Origin of the sequence: Alcaligenes sp. 1735tsa3, from assembly GCF_024134565.1 — a bacterium.
GTDB lineage: Bacteria > Pseudomonadota > Gammaproteobacteria > Burkholderiales > Burkholderiaceae_B > Alcaligenes > Alcaligenes phenolicus.
Genome location: NZ_CP099862.1, coordinates 2,717,270 through 2,736,496 on the forward strand (window position 1 = coordinate 2,717,270; position 19,227 = coordinate 2,736,496).

Annotated in this window: 18 protein-coding genes; 7 read left to right on the forward strand and 11 right to left on the reverse strand. The window is 55.0% G+C overall.

Annotated elements, in window-relative coordinates; translation table 11 throughout:
* Positions 1–133 precede the first annotated feature (133 nt).
* Positions 134–1,207, reverse strand: coding sequence for a linear amide C-N hydrolase (locus NIZ92_RS12680; RefSeq protein ID WP_254002057.1), 1,074 nt, complete (start codon positions 1,205–1,207; stop codon positions 134–136).
* A gap of 235 nt (positions 1,208–1,442) precedes the next feature.
* Here NIZ92_RS12680 and NIZ92_RS12685 point away from each other — a divergent pair, with 235 nt between their 5' ends.
* Complete coding sequence (locus tag NIZ92_RS12685; RefSeq protein ID WP_203145666.1) at positions 1,443–3,458, forward strand: ligand-gated channel protein; 2,016 nt, start codon at positions 1,443–1,445, stop codon at positions 3,456–3,458.
* A 73-nt stretch (positions 3,459–3,531) separates the two neighbouring features.
* On the opposite strand, the gene NIZ92_RS12690 is transcribed toward NIZ92_RS12685, so the two are convergent.
* Positions 3,532–3,861 carry a hypothetical protein gene (locus tag NIZ92_RS12690; RefSeq protein ID WP_026482981.1) on the reverse strand — a complete coding sequence of 110 codons (330 nt, stop codon included), beginning with the start codon at positions 3,859–3,861 and terminating at the stop codon, positions 3,532–3,534.
* Between the two features lie 106 nt (positions 3,862–3,967).
* On the opposite strand from NIZ92_RS12690, the gene NIZ92_RS12695 reads away from it, so the two are divergent.
* A complete protein-coding gene (locus NIZ92_RS12695; protein ID WP_203145665.1) occupies positions 3,968–4,771 on the forward strand; it encodes a hypothetical protein in 804 nt (267 codons plus the stop codon).
* A gap of 43 nt (positions 4,772–4,814) precedes the next feature.
* Here NIZ92_RS12695 and NIZ92_RS12700 read toward each other — a convergent pair whose 3' ends face one another.
* Positions 4,815–6,890 carry a catalase gene (locus NIZ92_RS12700; RefSeq protein ID WP_254002058.1) on the reverse strand — a complete coding sequence of 692 codons (2,076 nt, stop codon included), beginning with the start codon at positions 6,888–6,890 and terminating at the stop codon, positions 4,815–4,817.
* Positions 6,891–7,138: 248 nt separating this feature from the next.
* Here NIZ92_RS12700 and NIZ92_RS12705 point away from each other — a divergent pair, with 248 nt between their 5' ends.
* Positions 7,139–8,263 carry a metallophosphoesterase gene (locus NIZ92_RS12705; RefSeq protein ID WP_254002059.1) on the forward strand — a complete coding sequence of 375 codons (1,125 nt, stop codon included), beginning with the start codon at positions 7,139–7,141 and terminating at the stop codon, positions 8,261–8,263.
* Between the two features lie 22 nt (positions 8,264–8,285).
* Here NIZ92_RS12705 and NIZ92_RS12710 read toward each other — a convergent pair whose 3' ends face one another.
* Together NIZ92_RS12710 and NIZ92_RS12715 are read right to left on the reverse strand one after the other, a co-directional pair.
* Positions 8,286–9,062, reverse strand: a complete 777-nt coding sequence (locus NIZ92_RS12710) for a DNA alkylation repair protein (protein WP_254002060.1) — start codon at positions 9,060–9,062, stop codon at positions 8,286–8,288.
* The gene (locus NIZ92_RS12715) at positions 9,059–9,547 is read right to left on the reverse strand and encodes a MarR family winged helix-turn-helix transcriptional regulator (RefSeq protein WP_022983289.1); all 489 of its coding nucleotides are present in this window, start codon (positions 9,545–9,547) and stop codon (positions 9,059–9,061) included. Before NIZ92_RS12715 ends, NIZ92_RS12710 begins: the two co-directional genes overlap by 4 nt.
* A gap of 290 nt (positions 9,548–9,837) precedes the next feature.
* On the opposite strand from NIZ92_RS12715, the gene NIZ92_RS12720 reads away from it, so the two are divergent.
* Positions 9,838–11,121 (forward strand): pyridoxal phosphate-dependent aminotransferase, encoded by a 1,284-nt coding sequence (locus tag NIZ92_RS12720; RefSeq protein WP_009456304.1) that lies wholly within the window; start codon positions 9,838–9,840, stop codon positions 11,119–11,121.
* Positions 11,122–11,179: 58 nt separating this feature from the next.
* Here the strand turns inward: NIZ92_RS12720 and NIZ92_RS12725 are convergent, their stop codons facing one another.
* Positions 11,180–12,082 (reverse strand): LysR family transcriptional regulator, encoded by a 903-nt coding sequence (locus tag NIZ92_RS12725; protein WP_254002061.1) that lies wholly within the window; start codon positions 12,080–12,082, stop codon positions 11,180–11,182.
* A 142-nt stretch (positions 12,083–12,224) separates the two neighbouring features.
* On the opposite strand from NIZ92_RS12725, the gene NIZ92_RS12730 reads away from it, so the two are divergent.
* Positions 12,225–12,626: a RidA family protein gene (locus tag NIZ92_RS12730; protein WP_022983255.1), complete on the forward strand. Its 402-nt coding sequence runs from the start codon at positions 12,225–12,227 to the stop codon at positions 12,624–12,626.
* A 40-nt stretch (positions 12,627–12,666) separates the two neighbouring features.
* On the opposite strand, the gene NIZ92_RS12735 is transcribed toward NIZ92_RS12730, so the two are convergent.
* The gene (locus NIZ92_RS12735) at positions 12,667–13,254 is read right to left on the reverse strand and encodes a TetR/AcrR family transcriptional regulator (protein ID WP_022983256.1); all 588 of its coding nucleotides are present in this window, start codon (positions 13,252–13,254) and stop codon (positions 12,667–12,669) included.
* Positions 13,255–13,710 carry a MaoC family dehydratase gene (locus tag NIZ92_RS12740; RefSeq protein WP_083053330.1) on the reverse strand — a complete coding sequence of 152 codons (456 nt, stop codon included), beginning with the start codon at positions 13,708–13,710 and terminating at the stop codon, positions 13,255–13,257.
* A gap of 729 nt (positions 13,711–14,439) precedes the next feature.
* Here NIZ92_RS12740 and NIZ92_RS12745 point away from each other — a divergent pair.
* Positions 14,440–16,182 (forward strand): ABC-F family ATP-binding cassette domain-containing protein, encoded by a 1,743-nt coding sequence (locus NIZ92_RS12745; RefSeq protein ID WP_254002062.1) that lies wholly within the window; start codon positions 14,440–14,442, stop codon positions 16,180–16,182.
* Between the two features lie 99 nt (positions 16,183–16,281).
* Here the strand turns inward: NIZ92_RS12745 and NIZ92_RS12750 are convergent, their stop codons facing one another.
* The 3 genes from NIZ92_RS12750 to NIZ92_RS12760 form a co-directional block, all read right to left on the reverse strand.
* Positions 16,282–16,785: an N-acetyltransferase gene (locus NIZ92_RS12750; protein ID WP_254002063.1), complete on the reverse strand. Its 504-nt coding sequence runs from the start codon at positions 16,783–16,785 to the stop codon at positions 16,282–16,284.
* 33 nt (positions 16,786–16,818) lie between these two features.
* Entirely contained in the window at positions 16,819–17,310 is a 492-nt protein-coding gene (locus NIZ92_RS12755) for a RidA family protein (RefSeq protein WP_009456291.1), read from the reverse strand.
* A 203-nt stretch (positions 17,311–17,513) separates the two neighbouring features.
* Positions 17,514–18,131 carry a LysE/ArgO family amino acid transporter gene (locus NIZ92_RS12760; protein WP_254002064.1) on the reverse strand — a complete coding sequence of 206 codons (618 nt, stop codon included), beginning with the start codon at positions 18,129–18,131 and terminating at the stop codon, positions 17,514–17,516.
* Positions 18,132–18,241: 110 nt separating this feature from the next.
* Between NIZ92_RS12760 and NIZ92_RS12765 the strand changes: the two genes are divergently transcribed.
* Positions 18,242–19,141 carry a LysR family transcriptional regulator ArgP gene (locus tag NIZ92_RS12765; RefSeq protein WP_254002065.1) on the forward strand — a complete coding sequence of 300 codons (900 nt, stop codon included), beginning with the start codon at positions 18,242–18,244 and terminating at the stop codon, positions 19,139–19,141.
* Positions 19,142–19,227 lie beyond the last annotated feature (86 nt).

Genomic DNA, 19,227 nt, shown 5'->3' on the forward strand with positions numbered 1-19,227 from the left:
AGCTACTTCAACAAATAAAGACGGGGCATAGCATAACAGCTGAGCATGAACATCATGTGATCGCTGTCGGCTATGCCCCGGGTATTCAGCCTGGGCTCAAGCTACCCTGAAGCGGCCTGAACCACCAGGCAACTTAGATGGCAGGTGCTTTCGCAGGCAAGAACTGGAAGGGCTTGGCAGGTTTGAAGTGCTCCAGCGCTTCACCCATATACACCGTGCTTTGCTCGGGACCCAGATCCAGCTTCATGACCTTGCCGGTCTCGGCCGAGAAATCGACCTTTCTCATATCGACCCAGAACGCGCCGGGCGACAGTACCGAGTCAAAGTAATACAGGCTGCGCTGGTGATCGAACACTGTACGCCAGCGAGTCGAAGAGTTGTTGGGCTGGTCAGGTACGGTCATGCCGTAAGGTGTGGAGGCATTGCGCATCACGCTCAGTACGCTGGCTACGGCCTTGTCATCGCTAAGGTTGCGAGGCACGGCATCGATATAGAAAGAAGCACGGGCAAAACGATCAGCGGCACGGCTGGTGCCCGGCAACATGTTCATGCCTCCCACAGATTGCCAATAATCCCGGATTGCCAGTTGCTGATCGAAAGTCGGTGAGTTCGTCAGCACCTGATACTTGCGGCTATGGTGAATATGCTGCTTGCCGTCGATGTACTCAATAATGGCGCTGTCACCAGACGAGTCCGACATGGACAGGTGCAAGGTTGCCAAACGCTCTTCGTTGGGGACTTTGTCGCTGATGACCACGAAGGGATTCTTTTCCAAGGCAGCCACCGCTTCAGCCACCGTGGCGAAGTTATCCAGAACATACTGCCCCCACAAGGACATACTCAAGGTTTTGTCGCCCTTTTGAGGTGTGGGGTATTGCGACTCCACCAACCATAGCAAGTTGACGTTCAGTCCCTTTTCATTTGCACCGTCCGTGGAGGCCAGGTCGTAACCCGACGCAATCACGCTGCCGTATTTCGAGGTCCACTCAATGGACGAGGGACCAGCTTCGCCAGTACGTTTTTCACCGCGAGGAAAAATCCAGAGGTTGGTGCCGACATCCAGCTTCCAGTCCATGGAGCGACCGGTAATCACCTGTCCGTTATCACCCAGAAAAACAGCTCGGGTACACGCCTGAGAGGCCGCAGGCACCAAAACCAGCCCAACTGCACATGCCAGCAAAGTACGACGACATTTTTTTAGCAACATCTTTCTCTCCAGAGACGGCTAGCCGCCCAATCAATGAAACAAAAAAACCGACTGCTTTCACAGCCGATACATTGGACACGGGTGTAACAAAAACAGGATTAGGGCAGCGCGTCAAGCCAAGTGGCAAGTTGTGGCAGAAGACCTACAGATACATGAAAAAGAGCTCTCTTGATTTGAGAAACACAGCGTTTAAATAATAATAACTGTTCTCATTATTGTTCCTTACCTGATTTTCATGTCCCCCTTGTTTCCTCTTTCCCCTGCTGCCCGCGCCGTAATCCTCCTGACCGGCTCCCTTGCCCCCCTCTCCTGTGCCTTGGCTCAACAAAGCGTTAACCAGCTCGACAATATCGTGGTTACGGCTTCTGGCTTTGAGCAAGCGGTTCAAGATGCCCCTGCGTCCATCAGCGTAGTGCCACGTGCCGAACTGGAAAAGAAGGCCTATCGCGATGTGACTGACGCACTGCGCGATGTGCCCGGCGTTGTCATCACCGGGGGAGCCAGCGGCAGCGATATCAGTATCCGTGGCATGGCATCGGCCTACACCCTGATTCTGGTTGACGGCAAACGACAAAACTCGCGTGAGACACGTCCCAATAGCGACGGTGCCGGTATCGAGCAAGGCTGGTTGCCACCCATGCAGGCAATCGAACGTATTGAAGTCATCCGCGGCCCCATGTCGTCCTTGTATGGCTCGGAAGCCATGGGTGGTGTGATCAATATCATTACCCGCAAAGTCCACCAGGAATGGACCGGCTCGCTGCGTACAGAAGGCACCGTCCAGGAGGACTCCAAGTCCGGCAATATTTATCAAGGCAATTTCTACCTGGCAGGCCCCATCAAGCAAGACATGTTGGGCCTGCAAATTTATGGTCAGGAATCCCGTCGCAACGAAGACGAAATTCTTAACGGTTTCAACAAGCAGAACACCTCCTCGGGTACCGTCAAGCTGACCTTGACCCCTTCGGCCAACCACGACTTTACTGCCGAGTTCTCCCGTACCTTGCAAGAGCGTACGTCTACGCCCGGCAAAAGCATGGCAGCTGAGACCTGCGGCAAGAACGGCAAATGCACGCCCAACGAGATCTCTACCAGCAAGTACTCTCGCAATGTGTTCTCCGTAGGCCATAACGGTCGCTGGGGACAAGCTGTCTCCAACACCTACGTGCAACGTGAAGAGATTGATAACCCCGGCCGCAGCATGTTCCTGAAAAATACCGAGTTCAATACGCAATGGAGCCTGCCTTTGGGCAACCATATGCTGACCTCGGGATTTCAATATCTACACGAGCAACTGCGTGACACGAACAATCAATACAAACCTGATGTCAGCCGCCTGAGCCGCGAGCAATGGTCCGTCTTTGCTGAAGATGAATGGAGCATGACCGACAACTTTGCTTTGACCGGCGGCGTGCGCATGACTCACGATGAGAACTACGGCAATCACTGGACCCCACGCCTGTACGGTGTATGGCATGCGACCGAGCAGTTGACCCTGAAAGGCGGAGTGTCCTCCGGCTTCAAGGCCCCTTCCCTGCGCTCAGCCGTGGCGGACTGGGGGCAGATCACGGGTGGTGGCGGTGGCGTACCTGCCGTGATTGTTGGTAACCCGAACCTGAAGCCTGAAAAGAGCCTGAGCCAGGAACTGGGCGTTGTTTGGGATAACCAGAACGGTATGGTCAACAGCCTGACCTTCTTTAATACCAACTTCAAAGACAAGATCTCTGAGACACGCCGTTGCACAGATCCGGATGGCCTGCCTAACTGCCACGTTTTCCCAGGCGATCAAGGCTACAAATTCATCAGTGACCGTGTCAACGTAGACAAGGCCATCATGCGCGGTGTGGAAGCATCCACAACCTGGTCGATTACCGATGATCTGCGTCTGGCCGCCAACTATACCTACACTTACTCCAAGCAAAAGAGCGGAGACTTCTCCGGTCAGCCTTTGAACAAGATGCCCAAACATATGTTTAATGCCACGCTGGACTGGGATGCCAACGAGCGGCTGGGCTTGTGGACACGTGTGAACTACCGCGGCAAGACTTCGGACTATCTGAGTCGTACCAGCATGGCGCAAGGGACACCATCCTTCACCTTCCTGGATGCCGGCTTGAACTACAAGTTCAACAAAACTACTACGGTTGGCTTTGGTGTCTACAACATCTTTGACAAGCGCGTCACGGATGAAACCTTTGATGCTGTGTATGATGGCCGCCGCTACTGGGCTCAGCTCACTGTCGGTTTCTAAAAACACCGCTTCATGCTAAATCAAAAAACGGCCCTACATGGGCCGTTTTTACACATCAGTTCAACTCGGCCATTCAAAACTCCAGGCAATCAAAAAACTCCGGCAATCCTGCATAGCTATCCATAAGCTGGTCAATGACATAAGCACTGTCACGGGTTTCCAGAGCCAGCAGGTTTTCCCGGTAATCTTCTTCAGCCAAGCCAACGGCTATGCGGCCCGGTTCGACACGGGCACCGGCCAGCAGCTCGGACAGCTTGGGGTCCTGCATCGCCTCCAGGGCAGCGCGCAAGGCCAGTTCTTCGTCCGTGAAACCAACTTGTCCGGTGCGATCAGCGTGTAACGCCGCTTGCACTAAGGGCAACAAATTATCAATATCTTGCTTGCTAAGGTAAAACACATGCATGACACGTTCTCCACGGGTTGGTGATCGGCTAGTCCAGCATACCGAAAGACACAAGACTGGCGCTAGTGCGCCGTCATTTACAGAATTAAAAAGGGGGTCCATGACAATGATGCGTAAACTCACTCATTCCCGCTGGCTATTATTGGGAGTCTTGCCACTGGCCAGTCTGGCTCATGCCCAAGTGAGTGCTCAACGTCCAGACGCCATGTCCGACAGCACGACTTCGCCACACTATGCCGTGCAGATTACACCCTATGCCTGGATTACCGGCTTGTCGGGTGAGTCCTCCCCCTTCAAACGCGCGCCCTCCCTAGATATAGAAAAGTCCTTTTCAGATGTCCTGCACGATCTGCGTGCCGCGGCCTTTCTGAACGCCTGGGTGCGTCGCGACCGCTATGTGTTCAACAGTGACCTGCTCTACGTGAACACACGCGAAAGTGAAGTGGTAGGTGGTTTGCCTTTGGTCGGTGCTGCAGAAGGGACCGTGGACACACGTCTGTTCATGGCCACGTTGCAAGGTGGTTACCGCATCTACGACACTGAACAAGCCAGCCTGGACGCACTGGCCGGTTTTTCTTTTTGGGATATACGCACCCGTGCCCATCTGAGTACGGCTGGTCGAACCCGACATCATCAGGAGAGCTTCAATTGGGTAGACCCCATGATAGGACTGCGGGCGTTCTATCGTTTCACCCCGGAGTTTTCCACTCAAGCCCAGATCCACTTGGGCGGCTTTGGCGTGGGCTCGCGCCTGAGCTATCAAGCTACCTTGACCTTGAACTACGACCTGTCAGAGAACTTCTCCATCGCTGCCGGATACAAGATGCTGGATGTGGACTATCGTCGCTCCGGCCATGTCTTTGACACTCGCATGTCGGGCCCCGTGCTGGGGCTGAGCTGGCGCTACTGACGGCACGTGAAAGGGGGCGGCACCGCCCCCTTTTCACAAGACATCAGGCCATACCATCTACCTGATGGCGTCGCTCCCAGAACCGTGAAGACACTTTTTCAAGCAGATCATCACCGGTTTTGATGACGAACACCCCCTTGTCCACTGAAACGCCTGCCCGGTCCAGCAAGGGTTGGCCTGCGCCGTTATGACCAATTGCTTTCAAGTGTCCATAGGCGTCGGCTACAAAATCCACTGCCGCCTTGTTAGTGCACAGTTTTGAAGCTTCTTCCTGGGTAAGCAGCAAGGCCACCGCATCAAACAGAACCGAAGGCGCACCCGCAATCTTTTCGTCGGCAGCCAATTGTGTGCCGTCTGACAGCGTCACTCCCCCTACTTGCGGAGCGATAAGCTTGACGGCCACCCCGGCCTCCTGAGCCCCTGTCAGCAGCATTTCCAGCAAGCCCTTGTCAGCTCCGTCCGTTACCAGAATACCCAGCATCCGACCGGCAATCGGCGACTTCTGGGCCAGTATGGACAAGGCTTTGGAAGGTGCCATGTCGATCGGCTTGCGGGCGGGCTTGGCAGGAGGCGGCAAATCCAGCCCCAATCCCTGAGCCGCTCGTTTGGCCAGATCCTCATCAATGACACGCATGTGCGAGAGCACACGCACACGAACATGATTGAGCTGGACCTTGGACAGTTCAAATACCAGCCCGGCAATCAGATGTTCCTGCTCAACTTCAGTCTGAGAGCGATAAAACAATCGGGCCTGGCTGTAATGGTCCGAGAACGACTCAGCCCGTATACGCAGTTTTGCGCCATCGTCTACGGTACTGGGGAAGGTGCGAAAGCCATGGGGCTGCGCGCGCGGTCCGCCCGATTCACCTGCCTCCTCCAGGCTATTGGGCTCGTAGGTCGCACGGCCCTTGGGAACCTGCGTCTGCATCATGCCGTCGCGCTGCATATTACTGAATGGACAGCGGGGTGCATTGATAGGAATCTGATGAAAGTTGACCGTTCCCAGTCGAGACTTTTGCGTATCCAGGTAGGAGAACAAGCGGCCTTGCAGCAAGGGATCATCCGTAAAGTCGATTCCCGGAATGATGTTGGACGGCAAGAAAGCAACTTGCTCGGTCTCTGCAAAGAAGTTGTCGGGATAACGATCCAGAACCATACGACCCACAATTTTGACAGGCAGACTTTCCTCGGGAATGAGTTTGGTCGCATCCAGCACATCGTAGTCCTGCTTGTCAGCCCACTCCTGATCGAAAACCTGCACACCCAGTTCCCACTCCGGGAAGGCTTCGTTTTGAATCGCCTCGTACAAATCGCGTCGTAGATAATCCGAGTCCGCCCCGGAAATCTTGACCGCCTCATCCCACAGGGTGGACTGCAATCCCTGCTTGGGCTTCCAATGAAACTTCACAAAGTGCGACTTGCCCTTGGCATTCACAAAACGGAATGTGTGCACACCAAAGCCCTGCATCATGCGAAAGGACCGTGGCAAGGCTCGATCAGACATCAGCCACATCACGGTATGCAAAGACTCGGGCATCAGGGAGACAAAATCCCAGAATGTGTCATGGGCTGACGCTGCCTGGGGAAAGCCCCGGTCCGCCTCGGGTTTGACGGCATGGATCAGATCCGGGAACTTGATGGCGTCCTGGATAAAAAAAACGGGCATATTGTTGCCCACCAGATCCCAGTTGCCTTGCTCGGTATAGAACTTGACCGCGAAACCACGCACGTCGCGTGGTGTGTCTTTGGAGCCTTTAGAGCCGGCTACCGTTGAGAAACGACAGAACACCGGCACCCGATGTCCTTCCTTTTGAAATACACAGGCCTGGGTCAACTCCGGGATTGCTTGCGTGCATTCAAAATAACCATGTGCTCCTGTGCCGCGAGCATGAACAATGCGCTCCGGTATACGTTCATGGTCGAAATGGAATATTTTCTCGCGCAGGACAAAATCTTCCAACAAGGTCGGGCCACGCGCCCCGAAACGCAAGGAATTCTGATTGTCCGATATCGGTACGCCATGATTGGTCGTCAACTCAGCATGGCCAAACTGATGTAACTCCCCACCTTGCCCCACGGCATCCTGATTGGTTTTGGCTGCGGATTTTTTCGTCACCATATGTCCTCCAATCAAATCAAACGAAAACCCCGTTCCACTGGGGTGCCCTTGGGAAAAAGCCTAGAAGTTTTAATGACTTGATGTGCGAAGCAATCTCTCAAAACGTAATCAAGCATGTCCACCTTTTTTCGTGACAGAGCCGTAACTGTCTGGTGAGCTCTGACATCATGCCCACTTCCTCGCTCTATACTGGGCACGCTTTATCACCCGCTCAAGCACGAGCCCCCGTTTCTTTTTGGAATGATTTTGTGTTTCAAGTCGCTGCTCTCGTTTTCGCCCTGTATGTCGCCTGGCGACTGATCAAACCGCTGAAGATCAAACCCTGGATCAAATGGCTGCTCAGCATCTTGGCCGTCGCCGCCACCCTCCACCACTACACCGTAGCGCTGTTCTGGGGCTCACGGGCCTCACCGGAAATTCCCTCACAAGTCATCATGGTCCTGGGCTGGGCTTTCGGGGCCGTCCTGCTGGCCGCCTGCTTTACCTTGATCACCGATTTGGCAGGTTTGCTGATGCGCGTTCTGTACAAGCCAGCCGGGCTGCTTCTGTTGCGCTCCTCTACCTTGCGGGGCATGCTGGGCATCGCAGCGGTCAGCCTGTCCGCACTGGGTGTCTGGCAGGCAGTGCAAGTCCCCGAGCTCAAGTCCATCGAAGTAAAGGTCAAGGGCCTGTCCCCCAAGCTGGATGGTTTCAAGCTGGTGCAACTGACTGATCTGCACGCCAGTCGTCTGCTGCAAGGCCCCTGGATACAAGCCATTGTTGATAAAACACAGGCTTTGAAACCGGACCTGATCGTCATTACTGGTGATCTGGTCGATGGCACGGTGAAAGCGCGCCGCGATGATGTCGCCCCCTTGCAAGCCCTGTCTGCCCCGCAAGGGGTGTGGGTAATTGCAGGCAACCACGAGTACTACACCCAGTACCAACCCTGGATCGAGCACTTCAACAGCCTTGGGCTACGTATGCTTCTGAACGAGCACAGCATTATTGAACAAGACGATGCTGCTTTTGCTTTGGCTGGCATTACCGACAAGTCGGCAGCCGTGCATGGGCAACCCATGCCCGATGTGGCTGCAGCAGTCGCCGGGATCCCTGCTGGCATGCCCATCATCATGTTGGCCCACCGCCCTGACACCGCCAAGGAAAGCGCTGCGGCCGGGGCGGCCTTGCAGTTGTCGGGCCATACCCATGGCGGCCATATTGTGGGCATGCACAAGATCGTGCAGATGGCCAATGATGGCTATGTGGGTGGACTGTATCAAGTGGGGGATATGCAGCTGTACGTCAGCTACGGTGCCGGACTGTGGGCGGGCTTCCCGATGCGACTGGGGCGCGCCTCAGAAATCACCTTGATTACCTTGCGCGCCTCCTGATTCCAGGACTGGAACCGGAGCATCAAGACACGCTGCGCAGCGCCCGTCGACACAGGCGCTGCACAGCAGCATTATCCGGCGCTTGCATCTGCCATTGAGCACATAGATCACGCACCCACTGCGGCTGATCCTTGGCCGCATCATTCAAGAAATTGGCTACCGAGTCCTGCACATACACACTGCCATCCCGATACAAGAGCTCAAGAATCGGCAACATGCGTTCCGGTTCTTTTTTCAGGATGGCAATATGTGCGCACCACACTCCCCGAGGGCGCAAAGCCTCACACGCAAAACGACGCAGATATTCCGAGTCTGAGCGCGCCCACTGCTGCAAGCTCTGAATCGACGCATCCAGCTCGGCCACCAAATGAGGACGTACCGCCATCCAGGACCATTCACGCACACCAAAATGCGCATCATCAGCCAAAGGGCGCAGTGCCTCCAGGCGCTGAGGCACACTTAAGGATGCACGGGCTCCCACCATAAAGCAGGCCCAGCCCCGCACCACATCAGCCGGGTGATCCAAACAGCGCATCCAGGCCATCTCGCCATACCTGTCCAGCAAATATTCCCCAATGGCTTTCATGCGCTTGAGAATGCCCAATTGGGCCAGGGTGTCGATGTGCTCTGCGCCCTGCTCATCCAATTCCGGAAATACGGTCGCCACCAGCACGCGCTGATCGATGGCCAAGGACTCGGTCAGAGTAAGACCCTGGATTTCCCCCTTGGACAGAGCCAGCAAAATATCAGCCGGTATATCCGCAACCTTGGCATAACCCTTGCGGTTCTCGATACTCATGACGCGTCTTCTCCGCCAGCGGCTTTGTTCAACAAGGCGCTAAGCTGGGTGCACTCCGCCTCGGACAAATGCCGGAACAATTCGCCTATCCACTGGGCGTGAGTTCCTACCAGCGTCCTGGCCAACTCCGCCCCCTGAGGGCTGAGTTTCACCATGACAGAACGCCGATCGGTCTGGGCCGCAAAGCGCTGCACCAAGCCCGCTTTCAGCAGCCCATCCACCAGAGTTGTGACAGTCGCCCGCGTCACGCCTGCCCGTTCAGCCAGGATGTGGGAAGGCATGCCGTCGGGTGCTTCCTCCAGCAGGAACAAAAGTACAAAACGGGCTTCACTCAAGCCATGGGGCGCCAACAAGGCGGCGCAGTCCCGATCAATACGGGCAGACAAGGATAGGAGCTGAAAACACAGGGACATGCCCTGAACGTTGACGCCCTTTTGCTGCTCTGCGTGCGAGAGCAAGGCCCTATATTTCGCTTCCAGTTTCATAGTTCGACATCAAATGATTTGATGTCAAATCTTAATATCAGAGCGCTTCAAAAACAAGAAAAATAAAGGAGGGCTGATTTCACATCATGCCAATCCAATCCATAAAGCGGAATATGTCCAGGTAGTAAGGAGCCTATCGACAAAAGAGTGTCGCCAAAATTCGACAATGCCACATTTTAAGCTTGATGCTTACAAGACAGGCCCACGCATGCGGTAAGGTATAAGGCTGGTCAGGCATCAGCCCTGCCACCGTTCATTAGCAGCACACATGGAATCCGATTACCAGCATCATGAATAGCATCAAGAAATCGAGCAAATTGGCGAATGTTTTGTACGATATTCGCGGCCCCATCATGGACCGGGCCAAACAAATGGAAGACGAGGGCCAGCAACTGATCAAGCTCAATATCGGCAACTTGGCGGTATTCGGTTTTGACGCCCCGGAAGAAATCCAGCTCGACATGATCCGCAACCTGCCCAACTCTTCGGGCTACTCGGATAGCAAAGGTATTTTTGCCGCGCGCAAAGCCGTCATGCACTACACCCAGGAACAAGGGATCAAGGGCGTGACGCTGGAAGATATTTACCTGGGCAATGGCGCCTCTGAGCTGATTGCCATGGCCACCAACGCCCTGCTGGACGACGGTGACGAACTGCTCCTGCCCATGCCCGACTATCCGCTGTGGACGGCTGTAACCAGCCTGTCCGGCGGTACACCCGTGCACTACTTGTGTGACGAATCCAAAGGCTGGATTCCGGACCTGGACGATATCCGCTCCAAGATCACCCCACGCACCAAGGGCCTGGTTGTCATCAACCCAAACAACCCCACCGGCGTGCTCTACCCCGACTCGGTGCTGCAAGCTCTGGTCGATATTGCTCGCGAATTCAATCTGGTGCTGCTGGCCGACGAGGTCTACGACAAGGTCCTGTTCGACGACATGAAGCACACCGCCATGGCCAGCCTGTCCAACGACGTACTGACCCTGACCTTCAACTCCCTGTCCAAGAGCTACCGCGCATGTGGTTACCGCGCAGGCTGGCTGGTGATTTCGGGCGACAAGAAAGCCGGTGCCGACTACATCGAAGGCCTGAGCATGCTGGCCAATATGAAGCTGTGCGCGAACGTGCCCGGCCAATGGGCCATTCAGACCGCCTTGGGCGGCTATCAAAGCATTAACGACCTGGTATGCGAAGGTGGACGCCTGCGCCGTCAGCGCGATCTGGCTTACGAGTTGATCACCGCCATTCCAGGGGTTAGCTGCGTCATGCCCCACGCTGCCCTGTACATGTTCCCGCGTCTGGATCCCGAGGTTTATCCCATCAAGGACGACCGCCAATTCTTCCTGCAACTGCTGGAAGCCACCCGCGTGATGCTGGTGCAAGGCACGGGCTTTAACTGGCCTCATCCGGATCACTTCCGCATGGTGTTCCTGCCCCACGAGCCGGACCTGCGCGAGGCCATCAACCGCATCGCCAAGTTCCTGAAAGACTACCGTATCAAGCACGGTACAGAACGGCCTGAGTTTGCCCAGGCGACCATTCCAGTCGTAGACAGCGCCGAAGCTGAATAAAAATCGGACTCAATGAAAAAAGCCAAGGATTCATTCTCCTTGGCTTTTTTTCTGGCACTCAAGATACTTGAGTCAATTGCTCCGCAACCCAATCAATAAAAACACGCAGCCGAACATTCGTATGTTTGCTGCGATGAAAAGCCACATACAAGGGCATAGGGTCCATCGTCCAATCCGGGAATAACGCGATCAGGCGCCCTGCTTGCACCGCTTCCTTGGCCAAATACGCCGGCAGGCAAACTAGCCCCAAACCCGCTTCACCCGCTGCCAGATAGGCGTTGCCATCATTCACGGCCAAGCCATAACGGCCTGGCAAAGAAACCCGTTCTTTATCGCGACGCAAGGCATAAGGAAACGGTTTGTTCTGATGCTCCCACAGGTACCCCACCATTCGATGTGCAGACCCGTCCAGCTCTTCAGGATGCACAACGGTACCAAACCGCTCCAGATACGAGGGTGCTGCATAGATGGACAGATGCAGCGCCCCCACCCGCTTGGCGATCAAGGACTGGTCCTGAATCTGACCACCTCGAACCACACAGTCCATGCTTTCATCGAGCAGATCTACCGTCTTGTCGCCTACGCCCATATCCAGCTGAATATCCGGGTAGCGTGCGTAGAACGACGGCAAGGCAGGCACCAGCACACGGCTGGCTAAAGGGCTGGGCACATCTACCCGCAAGCGGCCACTGAGCGAAGCCAAGGCTTGGGTCAGATCCCGCTCACTGTCTTCCAGATCGGCCAGCAATTGCACCACACGCTCAAAATAAAGTGCCCCAGCGCTGGTCACACTGACCTTGCGCGTCGTGCGATGCAGCAAGCTCACCTGCAAGCGTGCCTCCAATTGCTGCACCAGATGCGTGGCCCGGGTTCGGCTCAGATGCAAAGCTTGGGCCGCCTTGGTAAAGCTGCCCGTTTCCACCACCTTGGCAAAGGTACGCATCGCTTCGAAACGGTCCACTTATTGTCCCCAATCGGTTGCAGTGATTGTTTGGATTATAGAAATAGTGTTGTCTGCCATCCAGCGTTTATCTGTCCACGCACAAGACCTACAGTGCATAGCTCAATGAACTTCACCTGCCCAGCAGGCACTGGAAAGCATGATGACTACCTTACGCCAAGCCGTCTTCCCCACCGAACGCCAAGCCTTGTATGAGCGTGGTCACTACTCACCGGCGATTCGTTCCAATGGCTTTTTGTTTATTTCTGGCCAGGTCGGCAGCCGCGAAGACGGCTCACCCGAGCCGGACCTGGAACAGCAAATACGCCTGGCCTTTGAGAACCTCAATACCGTGCTGGCCGCAGCAGGTTGCAGCTTTGCTCATGTGCTGGATGTGACGCTGTTTTTGGTGAACCCGGAAGCCAATCTGGAAACCCTGTGGAAGGTTCTGCCGGACTACTGGGGGGATGCGCCTTACCCGGCACTGACAGGCGTAGGGGTGCCTTGGCTGTCGGGTTTTCAGTTTGAAATCAAGGTAGTGGCGCAACTGCCCGAACAAGCCTGATACGCAAGCTCTTGTCGCCTTTATCGATAGGCTGATCGTGCTAATCGGACTCACTGCCAGGCAATGCAGCTAATACCGCAGCCTGCATACTTTGCGTAAACGCGGTATCGCCCATGGCCCGACTGATCATCCCTGTCCCCAACATGGCGGCAAACAAGAGCATGACTTGCTCTTCGGTCTGCTCGGCACACGCTTGCAGGGCAACGCCACGAAACTGCTCAAACAAGCTCTCTACGCCTTCACTGTAAATTGCCGTGGTCTGCGCATCCGCAGGCAGGCCGCTGGCCAGGGAAGAAAAGGCCAGGATCGGGCAGCTTTGGGTTTGAGGACGGTGCTTGAAATATCGCCGCATCAAGGCTTGAAACCCCTGCACGGCGTCCTGTTCATAGCGCTGGTTGATACGCTCCCAGGATTCGGAAGACTGGGTAAAAGCAAATCGGGAGGCCTCGTCAATCAAAGCCTCCTTGGAGACAAACTGCTTGTAGAAAGCGCCTGCCGTCAAGCCCGCCTCTTTCATGATGTCCCCGATCGAGACCCCTTCCACTCCATGTTTGCGAAACAGTCGGCAAGCCGTCTCCAGCACACGCTCGCGGTTGCGTTCGGCCTGCTCACGCGAGACACGCCCCATTCAAACCTCCGGACGACGAAAGGCAATCAGCTTGGCAATCAGGCGCTGGCACACCTCATTGTTCTGATTCAGGGTGTGAGACTCCACCACCACCATGCCTCTGTCCGCTTTGGAGCGGGAGGGCTGAATGTCGATGATTTTACTGAGCACATGCAAGACATCGCCAGGGCGCGTAGGCCGTGGCCAATCGATTTGCCCGCCTGCACCAATAATCCCCTGACTGAATACCAGGCTATCCACCAAAAGCTTCATGGTAATGGCGGCGGTATGCCATCCACTGGCGGCCAGCCCCTGAAAGAACGTGCCCTTAGCCGCCTCTGCATCCAGATGGAAAGGTTGTGGATCAAACTGGCGGGCAAAGCTGATAATTTGCGCTTCATCCAGAGCATGTTCTGCGCTGCGAAACTCCATTCCCAGGGCCAGATCCTCAAGATAGACAGGTGCTGTAAGGCTCATCCGAATACTCTCCAGAAAGTGTGTGAGTGCGCGTCGCTGCCGGCGTAAATAGATTATGGATGGCAGCTATCCTTGCACAGCTTTCCTGGGAAAGCAAGGATAGATTATGGCCATACTCTATTTTTAAAATGGTAATAATTCTGCTTTTTTTACTGCGGAACAACCCATCCAGAAGCTTGCAAGCAGGTGCCTGAACACCGAAAAACAGTCTAAAAACCAGTTCCTTGCGGCCAGATGAAGGCACAGTAGCCAGTGACACACCCGTCAGGCACACCCCTGCTACTACAGGGACAATGCATCTTGAATGCTACACACCCCTCCAAAAACCAACGCCTGAGTTTTCTATCGTTCTGCTTCCTGATTACAATCACACTCTTGCGGTTTTGTCGGGACGAACGGTGTTTCATACCCGTATTTCTTTCCCAGGCACAACCAGTCCTTACCCTGCCCTGAGGCCACAAGCTTGTTGATTCAACAAGTCTTTTGCACCCGCTTCAAGCATGGCTAACCCATTGATTAAGAGGAGATCCTACACCTATGTGCACATTCATTTATGCACTCTTCTTTGGTATAGAGAACGGCTCAAGTTTTCGATTTCGCAGCGCGATAATCTAGACTTGAGCGAAGCATTAACTTACTGAAGGACTTCACTCAGGCCTCAAGAATTATCGTCAGCTTCTATTGACGAGGATGCGCTGCACCCGCGCACCCAAAAAACTTGAGCATGTCATGAGTACTTTACTGTCAGTCCACTCACTCTCTTACGAAACCCTTTCCGGTCCTTTATTCAAAGAAATTGCCTTCACTATCAAGGCCGGAGATCGAGTTGGACTTATAGGCCACAACGGTTGTGGCAAAAGCACCTTAATCAGCCTGCTTTGCGGCGAACTGACGCCCAGGCAAGGCAGTATTTCACTAGCAAACCACTGCATTCTGGCGCGTGTTGAGCAATACCTGCCAGCGGATCTGCACGCCTTGAGTTTGCTGAACGCCGTACTGGCTGCCCTGCCCGCAGAGCAGCACGATACGGATGCCTGGCGCGCAGAAAGCTTGCTTGGCGAGATGGGCTTTCAGGAACAGGACTGGCATACCCAGGTCAGTGCCTTAAGTGGTGGGCAATACACTCGCCTGCTGCTGGCACGGGCCTTGATTACCCAGCCTGATCTGCTCTTGCTGGACGAACCCAGCAACCATCTGGACTTGCCTTCCCTGCTTTGGCTGGAAGGCTTTCTAAGCAGTTGGCGCGGCACATTTGTGCTGGTCTCTCACGACCAGCGCTTGCTGGATCGCGTGTGCAACAGCACCATTATTTTGCGCGATCGTACGCTGTCTTTTTTCTCTCTACCCTGCTCGGCTGCGCGTGAAGCGTTGCGCAATCGAGATGAGGCGGATTTGCGTCGTTATCAAGGCGAGCAAAAGGAAATTGATCGCATCGAACAAAGCGCAAAACGCTTGGCTATCTGGGGACAGGTCTACGACAACGAGACCTTTTCCCGCAAAGCCCAAAGCATGGAAAAGCGCCTGTCCAAACTGCGTGAAAACCAGACCGATCTGACGGATGGCACACCCTGGACCTTGCAGCTGCATGGCCTGGACATGAAGGCAGATCGCCTACTGGATATTGCAGATATGGTCGTCAGCCCGGCACAGAACCTGCCTGCTCTCTTTCAAGCCCATGGGCTGCAAGTGCGCAGCGGGGATCGCATCGGATTGGTCGGTCGCAATGGTTGCGGTAAATCCTCTTTATTGCGTCAGCTATGGCGATACAGGCAGGACGAGGCGGACATGGACGGGCTGAAGTTTCACCCGCAATGCCGCATTGGTTATTACGACCAGGACCAACAGCAACTGGATGGTTCCAAGACCTTGCTGCATGCCTTGCAGGACTTTTCGCCCTTGCCGGACGATGTCAAGAAAATGGCGCTGATCAGCGCCGGTTTTCCTTATCTGCGGCATGCACAGAAGGTGGATAGCTTGAGTGGTGGCGAGCGGGCTCGGCTGATGTTTATTGCCCTGTCGCTGGCCAACTATCATCTGCTCTTTCTGGACGAGCCAACCAACCACCTGGATCTGGAAGGCAAGGAAGAACTGGCAGAGGAACTGTGCAAATTCAAAGGCGGTTTTATCCTGGTCACCCATGACCGGGAGCTGCTGGAGAAAAGCTGCAATCGCTTCTGGCTGGTGGACGAGGGTTCCTTGACGGAAATGCAGGACTTGACGCAGTTGTATGCCGCTCTGGTCCAGACAGATCAGCCAGAGGAATCCTCACCCATCCTCAGTCCGGGCACCGGGAGCACAACAAGGGCTCAATCAGCCCCCTCCAGCGACGACACATTGCTGGAACAACTGATTGAGCTGGAAAGCAAACTGGAGGCTGATCTGGCACGCAAGCTCAAGCATCAAAAGCCTGGCTTGCAAGAGGTCTGGCAAGCGGAAATCCACAAGCTGCGCCAAGCCTTGAACCTGGAGTAATCCAGACCTTATGCCTTGTCTGCTCAACAGATCCGGCAAGGCATAAAAACAGCCCCTTGTTGTCAGATTCAACAAGGGGCTGTCTGTATCAGCTGGGCTTCAGTCTGCTAAATCCAGCACCAAGGTCTGCGACATCAAGGACGAACCCTCACGCAAAGGCTCGGGCTCTCCGCTGGGCACAAAGCCATAACTCTCATATAGCCGGACGGCTGCTTCATTCGTCAGGGTCACGCCTAAGCGAACACAGGCTGCTTGCCTGCTTTTTGCCCATTGCACTGCGGTATCCAGCAGAGCAAAACCCGCTCGCAAACCTCGCGCCGACGGCGCCACCCACATCTGATAAATATCGGCCAGAACGGGCTCTGAGGCAGACAACTTGCACCAGACCAGGCCGCAAGCCTGCCCCTCTTTTTCAGCGAACAAGACGCGGTCCGTCTCGGACGCACAAGCAGCTTGAATCCGCTCCTGCCAGAAATGCTCTGGATGTGTGGACTCCACGGCATAGGTACTCCCAAATGCATCGGGAGAATCACGCAAGGCGCCAAGACGCAATGCTTGATACAGGCGCCATTCCTGCGCCTGAACCGGACGAATAGAGATCACAACACATCCTTTTCAAGAAAAATCTGGCGGCGATCAAGGCCGTACAGCCGTCACCTCCAGCTCGACCAACCAGCCTGGGTTCACCAGAGCCTGGACCGCCATGGCTGATCGCACAGGCAGATTTGGCTGCTCCTTGGTTCCAAAGTACTTGGAATAGCCTGCCATGAAGCCGTCAAAATCCAACTTGCCGCCCTCCGGAGCGACCAGGAAGGCCTGCATCTTGATAATGTCCCCTACCGACATGCCCATCCCTTCCAACTGAGCCTTGATCTGCTCCATGATGGACTCGGTTTGCTGCTGCATATTGCCGTAGGCTGCCGTGCTGGCTGCATCAGCCGACTTGTCGCGCACAGCGGGAACGGTACCACTCAAGTACACCGTGGTTTTACCGGCTGGCACTTCCACTGCCGTCAGAATCGGGAAATCCGAATTGGGAATAGGATGGCGCTTCACATCCTGCGCCAACGCCGGCGCAGCCAGACTACTGATCAGAGCAGCAGAGGCAAGCATCTTCACGACATTCATAGTTTTCTCCTGATTGAAGGTGTAAAAACCAAGACTTCATTAGGTACAAGCTCTTCCCTAAAGCCTATTTAATTTCAGAAAGCCGCTCTAAAGTTCAGACAGTTATCTTTTGATTCAAAAAAACTGACTTTCTGTAGCCTGTGCAGCGGGCCGTTATCCAGGCAGCAATCGCATCCACAGAAAATCTCTAAGGAGTCCAAGGCTTAATGCAAAGGCCTCAACAGCAATAAAGCACACAAAGCCAGCATGAAAACAGCAATGCTGCCATCCAGTACACGCCAGGCCAACGGCTGACGAAACACAGGTTGCAGCAACCGCGCCCCATAGCCCAAGGCCAGAAACCAGCTGGCACTGGCCGCACAGGCCCCCACAGCAAATGCCCACTGCAAGTTACCGGGATAAGGCGTGGACAGACTGCCCAACAGCACCATCGTATCCAGATAGACGTGGGGGTTCAAAAAGGTGAACGCCAGACAGGTCAACAAGATACGACGACGATTACGCTCGCTCCCCTGCCCGGCCATCAGGCTTCCTTTACCCGTCCAGGCCCGCTGCGCGGCCAGCAGCCCATACCAGGCCAGAAAAGCCGCGCCACCAAAGCGCAGAACTTGCAGCAAACCAGGCCATTCCTGTACCAACGTACCAATGCCAGCCACGCCCCCCAGAATCAGGACAATGTCGGCCAGCGCGCAGATTGCCACCACCAGCCCCACATGACTACGCTCCAAGCCCTGTCGCAACACAAAGGCATTTTGAGTGCCGATAGCCATGATCAGGCCCGCCCCCGTCAGAAAGCCAGTTGCAACAACAGAGAAGAACATGCCAGCCATCCACAGAATTGAAAAACTGCGTTATGGTGCTGTCATTTACGGTTTAAGAAAAGCTAATTATTCTTCACTTAATTAAGAATAATTAATCAAACAAGCCAATTATGGATCTGCTGCACCCACAACTACGAGCATTTACGGCCGTCCTGGAAGAAGGCAGTTTTGAAGCAGCCGGGCGCAAGCTGTACATCACCACCTCAGCCATCTCGCAGCGTATCAAAGCGCTGGAGGACAGACTGGGGCAAGTGCTGGTCCTGCGCCAGCCGCCTTGTCGTCCAACACCGGCGGGAGAGTTGCTGCTGCGTCGTGTACGGCCCATGCAGGTTCTGGAAGCTGAGGCCGTCGCAGACTTCCTGCCAGAGCAAAATGGCCCACGACGGCCTATCGCCATTGCGGTCAATAGTGACTCGCTGGACACCTGGTTTCTGGAAGCCTTGTCCCGGCTAAGTCAGGAATATGGCTACCTGTTTGATGTGCGCGTGGATGACCAGGACCACACACTGGAATTGATACGCAATGGCTCCGTGCTGGGCGCGGTCACTGCCGAACCTGCCCCCCTTCAAGGCTGCGAGGTGCAGGCCTTGGGCATCATGCGCTATCAGGCCATTGCTTCTCCCGAGTTTGTGGCCCGCCATTTTGGATTGGGAATAGACGCAGCATCCCTGGCTCAAGCCCCCATGATCGTCTTTAACCGCAAGGACGAATTACAGTGGCGCTTTATACGCCAAATCACGAATGAATCCGTAGCCCCTCCCATCCACTACCTGCCCACCTCCACCGGCTTTGTGAAAGCAGCGGCTTTGGGCCTGGGGTGGTGTCTGGCACCCGACTCCATGGTCAGCGATGCCTTGGCCGCCGGAGAGCTGGCTTTAGTCGCCCCCGGCCTTTGGCTGGATGTGCCTTTGTATTGGCAACATGCGGCTATCCGCTCCGACACCTTGCGCAATATGGGTAGGGCCCTTCAAGAAGCGACCCGCACCTCATTGCTGCCAGCGCCTTCTTGAACAGCTCTTTGAGGTCCGTACGGGAAAACAATGGGTGAAGTTTTCCACTTCAGGAAGATGGTAGAAGTCTGATTCATGCCGGCTCT

Bases quoted from the DNA above. Each gene is read 5' to 3' on its own strand.
- NIZ92_RS12690 (WP_026482981.1), bottom strand. From the start codon at position 3,861: ATGCATGTGTTTTACCTTAGCAAGCAAGATATTGATAATTTGTTGCCC.
- NIZ92_RS12715 (WP_022983289.1), bottom strand. From the start codon at position 9,547: ATGAAACTGGAAGCGAAATATAGGGCCTTGCTCTCGCACGCAGAGCAG.
- NIZ92_RS12730 (WP_022983255.1), top strand. From the start codon at position 12,225: ATGACTACCTTACGCCAAGCCGTCTTCCCCACCGAACGCCAAGCCTTG.
- NIZ92_RS12760 (WP_254002064.1), bottom strand. From the start codon at position 18,131: ATGTTCTTCTCTGTTGTTGCAACTGGCTTTCTGACGGGGGCGGGCCTG.
- NIZ92_RS12765 (WP_254002065.1), top strand. From the start codon at position 18,242: ATGGATCTGCTGCACCCACAACTACGAGCATTTACGGCCGTCCTGGAA.
- NIZ92_RS12755 (WP_009456291.1), bottom strand. From the start codon at position 17,310: ATGAATGTCGTGAAGATGCTTGCCTCTGCTGCTCTGATCAGTAGTCTG.
- NIZ92_RS12745 (WP_254002062.1), top strand. From the start codon at position 14,440: ATGAGTACTTTACTGTCAGTCCACTCACTCTCTTACGAAACCCTTTCC.
- NIZ92_RS12685 (WP_203145666.1), top strand. From the start codon at position 1,443: ATGTCCCCCTTGTTTCCTCTTTCCCCTGCTGCCCGCGCCGTAATCCTC.
- NIZ92_RS12695 (WP_203145665.1), top strand. From the start codon at position 3,968: ATGATGCGTAAACTCACTCATTCCCGCTGGCTATTATTGGGAGTCTTG.
- NIZ92_RS12735 (WP_022983256.1), bottom strand. From the start codon at position 13,254: ATGGGGCGTGTCTCGCGTGAGCAGGCCGAACGCAACCGCGAGCGTGTG.
- NIZ92_RS12710 (WP_254002060.1), bottom strand. From the start codon at position 9,062: ATGAGTATCGAGAACCGCAAGGGTTATGCCAAGGTTGCGGATATACCG.
- NIZ92_RS12720 (WP_009456304.1), top strand. From the start codon at position 9,838: ATGAATAGCATCAAGAAATCGAGCAAATTGGCGAATGTTTTGTACGAT.
- NIZ92_RS12740 (WP_083053330.1), bottom strand. From the start codon at position 13,710: ATGAGCCTTACAGCACCTGTCTATCTTGAGGATCTGGCCCTGGGAATG.
- NIZ92_RS12700 (WP_254002058.1), bottom strand. From the start codon at position 6,890: ATGGTGACGAAAAAATCCGCAGCCAAAACCAATCAGGATGCCGTGGGG.
- NIZ92_RS12680 (WP_254002057.1), bottom strand. From the start codon at position 1,207: ATGTTGCTAAAAAAATGTCGTCGTACTTTGCTGGCATGTGCAGTTGGG.